The organism is Actinosynnema sp., assembly GCF_052038725.1.
In genome coordinates this window covers 1-4,168 of sequence record NZ_JBQGCX010001407.1, presented here as the reverse complement: position 1 = coordinate 4,168, position 4,168 = coordinate 1, and the positions used below count along the sequence as shown (strand labels likewise).

General features: G+C 75.2%; 5 protein-coding genes and 1 pseudogene. 4 read left to right on the top strand and 2 right to left on the bottom strand.

Translation table 11 applies throughout. From position 1 onward, the window contains the following. A partial coding sequence (locus ACTUAL_RS29750) for a DUF1996 domain-containing protein (protein WP_440902560.1) occupies nt 1-547 on the bottom strand: 547 nt, incomplete at its 3' end. 164 nt (nt 548-711) lie between these two features. Here ACTUAL_RS29750 and ACTUAL_RS29745 point away from each other — a divergent pair. Next, nucleotides 712-1,014: a PadR family transcriptional regulator gene (locus tag ACTUAL_RS29745; RefSeq protein WP_015804076.1), complete on the top strand. Its 303-nt coding sequence runs from the start codon at nt 712-714 to the stop codon at nt 1,012-1,014. A gap of 13 nt (nt 1,015-1,027) precedes the next feature. On the opposite strand, the gene ACTUAL_RS29740 is transcribed toward ACTUAL_RS29745, so the two are convergent. Next, nucleotides 1,028-1,963 (bottom strand): radical SAM protein, encoded by a 936-nt coding sequence (locus tag ACTUAL_RS29740; RefSeq protein ID WP_440902559.1) that lies wholly within the window; start codon nt 1,961-1,963, stop codon nt 1,028-1,030. A 247-nt stretch (nt 1,964-2,210) separates the two neighbouring features. On the opposite strand from ACTUAL_RS29740, the gene ACTUAL_RS29735 reads away from it, so the two are divergent. The 3 genes and pseudogenes from ACTUAL_RS29735 to ACTUAL_RS29725 form a co-directional block, all read left to right on the top strand. Then, complete coding sequence (locus tag ACTUAL_RS29735; RefSeq protein ID WP_440902558.1) at nt 2,211-2,867, top strand: sensor histidine kinase; 657 nt, start codon at nt 2,211-2,213, stop codon at nt 2,865-2,867. Next, complete coding sequence (locus ACTUAL_RS29730) at nt 2,864-3,520, top strand: response regulator (protein WP_440902557.1); 657 nt, start codon at nt 2,864-2,866, stop codon at nt 3,518-3,520. The genes ACTUAL_RS29735 and ACTUAL_RS29730 overlap by 4 nt, the downstream gene beginning before the upstream one ends. Nucleotides 3,521-3,800: 280 nt before the next feature. Continuing rightward, nucleotides 3,801-4,168, top strand: a pseudogene (locus ACTUAL_RS29725) (DNA-binding response regulator); the annotation flags it as partial.

Here is a 4,168-nt window from a genome sequence, read left to right as displayed (position 1 = left end):
ACCGCGCCCGCCCTCCCCCGTTGGTGAACGCCGCCGGGTCGCCCGTGATCAAGCGCAGACCGGCGGGCATCGCCAGCACGTGCCCCGCCGGGTTCCCCCGGTACGTCACCACCACCTCGTCCGGCGGCAGGACCTCCCCCGTGTTGCCGTGCACGCCCCCTCCCGGCTCGTGCTCGTCGTGCCCCGTGGTGTCGGTCAGGCGCAGCACCGGCCAGTAGTACGCGGAGCGGTCGTCGTGGGCGCAGGTCGTGGGGGACGCCGCCAGCGAGCTGTCCGTCGACGCGTAGTCCGTCGACTCGTTGCCGACGTACTCGTGCGTGTGGTGCGCGCCGTTCGGGCGGCCCGGTGAGATGACCACGTTGTCCGCGTTGAGGTGGCGCCCCTCGTTGCGACCGCAGGAGATCGTGAACGTCCCGGTCGACGCGTCCGCCGACACGACCGGTGTCGGCGGCACGCGTGGGGCCTCGTCGATGGGCAGGTAGCGGTCGTCCGACGCGCAGGCGGCCAGCGTCAGGAGCAGCGCCAGCCCAAGGATGATCGCCCTCACGGGTGACTACCTTGCCGGCTCCCGCCACCCCGCCGACACGGGCTCGCCGTCGCTGCGGCCGTTCGGCCGGTGGTGGGAAAAACGGCCGCACCCCGCTAAATGCGGTGTCCCCCGACCGCCCCCTAAGTAGATTTGGCCTGGTGGCGGCTGGTGGAGGACCCCGGATGACGCTGCCGACCCGGCTGGTCCTCGGCGTGCTGCTCGAGGACGCCGACCGGCCCCGGTACGGGCTGGAGCTGTGCCGCACCACCGGGTTGCCCAGCGGCACCGTGCACCCCATCCTCGCCCGGCTCGAACTGCGCGGGTGGGTGTGCAGCGAGTGGGAGGAGGTCGACCCGCGCGAGCAGGGTCGGCCGCGCAGGCGCTACTACCGGCTGGTCCCCGACGCGGTCCCGGTGGCGCAGACCGCCGTCGCCAGGGCGCACCGGTCGCTGGAGCGGTTGCGGCGCAGCGCCGACGGGGCCTGACGGCGGGCGCCGCTCAGGGGCAGCCGACGCGGGCCCTGGACGCGCGCAGCAGGTGGCCGTACCAGGCGACCAGCGGGCCGGTCCGGCTGTCGGTCAGGTGCTCCCAGGTGCGCGCGCACAGCTCCCGGTACGGGGCCGGGTCCCAGGTCGCGGCCAGCTCGGCCAGCGGGCGGTCCACGAGGGAGCCCAGGGCGTAGCGGCGGTCGAAGCCGTGGGCCGCCGGGACGACGGCGCCGTTCGCCTCCACCACCAGCGGGGTCAGCCAGGCGCCCAGGGCGCCCGCGGCGTTCTCCGCCGTGAACGACGCGCGGTCGCGCAGCAGGGTGGTGCGGGGGACGGCGTCGAGCTGGACCGCGAGGCCGTGCTCCGCCGCGGCCCTGCCCAGCTCCACCGCCGCGCAGGCCAGCTCCACCGCGCCGGGGCGTTCGAGCAGCAGGCGGCGGCCCGCGCCCTCCGGTTCCAGGGGGCGGACCTGGAGCAGGAGGGCGCCCGCCGCCGCGACCTGGTCCGCCACCTCGCCCAGCCTGGTCGTGCCCGACTTGGTCAGGGTGGTCACCACGCCCACCGGGACGCCCGCCTCGGAGAGCCTGCGAACGCCCGCCAGCGCGCGCTCGTGGGCGCCGGGTTCGCCGCGCAGGCGGTCGTGGTCGGCCCTGGTCCCGTCGACCGACACGGCCACCAGGTCGACCTCGCGCAGCAGCGCGATCCGGCGCGGGGACAGCGAGAGCGCGTTGGTGGTCACGACCGCGCGCATCCCGGCGTCGCGCGCGGCGCCCACCAGCGCCCGCAGCTCCGGGTACAGGAGCGGTTCGCCGCCGGAGACGTTCAGGACGTCGTAGCCGAGGGTCGCGGCGGCGCGAACGGCCGGTCCGAGGACTCCGATCGGCAGGGACTCGGTGACGTCCGGACCGGAGCTGGAGTAGCAGTGCAGGCACCGCAGAGTGCACAACCGGGTCGGGTGAACTTGGAACACGGAGCGTCCACCAACCTGAGCCATGTCGCCGCCCTCCTGTCGCAACCCCTCTCCGTACGGAGCACTGATCAAGGGCGCTGATACATGTCCGGTAACCGGAATTCGCGGCTGATTCCTCCCAACGTGGGAACGGGTGAAAGCTGTGAAACGGTCCTCGGCAGGCTCGCGACAACCTGTACGAGGTCGACCCCCACACGTCCGTCGACCTCATCCGGGAGGGCAGATGCGCCGCCAGTTCGTCGTGTCCGGGGACGCCGCCGCCGAGGCGCGGCGCCGGGTGCTGCGCGAGCTGCACGACGGGGTCGGGCCCTCGCTGGCCGCTATCGCGTTAGGCCTGCGCGCGGCGCGCGAGCTGCTGCCGCGCGACGCCGCCGCGGCGGGCAGGTTGCTGGTGGCGCTGGAGGAGGAGGCGCACGGCGCGGTCGCCGAGGTGCGCAGGCTCGCCGCCGACGCGCAGCACCCGCCGGTGCTGGCGCGGCTGGGGCTGGTGGGGGCGGTGCGGGCGCACGCGGGGGCGCTGGCCGGGCGGCACCCGGTGGCGGTGGAGGTGGAGGTCGTCGGGGAGCTTCCCGAGCTGGGGGCGGACGTCGAGGTCGCCGCTTACCGGATCGTGTGCGAGGCGCTGACGAACGTGGTGCGGCACGCGGGCGCCCGGCGCTGCGCGGTGTGGCTGCGGTTCACCGACCGGCTGCGGGTCGAGGTGGTGGACGACGGGGTCGGCCTGCCGCGCGAGGGGGGACTCGCGGGCGAGGGGGGACCGGCGGGCGTGGGGCTGCGGTCGATGCGGGAGCGGGCGCGCGAGGTGGGCGGCACGTGGGCCGCCGAGGTCCCCGAGCGGGGTGGCACGCGCATCGCGGTCGAGCTGCCCGCGGGCGGGTGAGCGCGGTGCGACCGCTGCGGGTGCTGGTGGTGGACGACCACCCGATGTTCCGGTTCGGGCTGGCGGCGGTGCTGGCGTCCTCACCGGAGATCACCGTGGTGGGCGAGGCGTCGGGCGGCGGGATGGGCGTCGAGCTGGCGGCGGCGCTGCGGCCGGACGTGGTCGTGATGGACCTGAACATGCCGGACCTGGGCGGGGTGGAGGCGACGCGGCGCGTCGTGGCCGAGCACCCCGGCGCGCGGGTGCTGGTGCTGTCGATGTTCGACGACGACGACTCGGTGTTCGCGGCGATGCGCGCGGGCGCGCTCGGCTACCTGCTGAAGGCCTCGCAGCCGCAGCAGATCGCGCGGGCGGTGCGGGCGGTGGCCGAGGGCGAGGCGATCTTCAGCCCGGCGATCGCCTGCCGGTTGCTGGCGTACTTCGGCGCGCCCGCGCAGCAGCGCCCCGAGACGTTCCCGGAGCTGACGTCGCGGGAGCGCGAGGTGCTGCGGCTGATGGCGGGCGGCGAGGGCAACGGGGCGATCGCGCGGGAGCTGGTGCTGAGCCCGAAGACGGTGCGCAACCACGTGTCGAACATCCTGCGGAAGCTGCACGCGGCCGACCGGGCGGAAGCGGTGGCGCGGGCCCGCGAGGCCGGGATGGGGCAGCGATGAGAGCGCTCTCACGTGGCGGGCGCCCGGTGCCGGGACGCGCTGTCCCGGTGACGCGGCCCGACGGCGCGGAGCGGGATCTCGTGGGTAGAAGTGCTTGCCGGACAACGATCAAGGCCGGAGGGCAGCACGCCGGGGAGCACGGTGCGGGGCGCCCGGAAAGCGCTGTCCGCACCTCGGGCCGGGACAGTTCGGGACGTGGCGCCCATGGCGTCGGGACACCCCGGCTCGGGACGATTCGACGGGGCACACACGGGGCACGGCAATCCGGTTGGAGCGCGACATGATCGTGGAGCAGCAGCAGTTGTCGGTCGTCCTGCACGCGACCGACTCGATCACGAGAGCCGGGGTGACGGCGGCGCTGCGGGCGCGGCCGGAGGTCAGGCTCGTCGATCCCGAGGGCAGCGCTCGGGGAGAGGCCCAGGTGGCGCTGGTCGTCCTGGAGCGGTTGGACTCGGACGCGCAGCAACTGCTGCGCAGGCTCCAGGTGGGCGAGGGCCCCGGCATCGTGCTGGTGGCCGGGGACGTGGCGGACTCGGACCTGCTGAACGCCGTCAGCAGCGGGGTGTCCGCGGTGGTGCGCCGCTCGGAGGCGACGCCGGAGACGCTGGTGCGGCTGCTGAAGGCGACCGCCGCCGGTGAGGGGGCGCT

Excerpts from the sequence above, each read along its gene's own strand:
- ACTUAL_RS29745 (WP_015804076.1), top strand. The coding sequence starts at position 712 with ATGACGCTGCCGACCCGGCTGGTCCTCGGCGTGCTGCTCGAGGACGCC.
- ACTUAL_RS29735 (WP_440902558.1), top strand. The coding sequence starts at position 2,211 with ATGCGCCGCCAGTTCGTCGTGTCCGGGGACGCCGCCGCCGAGGCGCGG.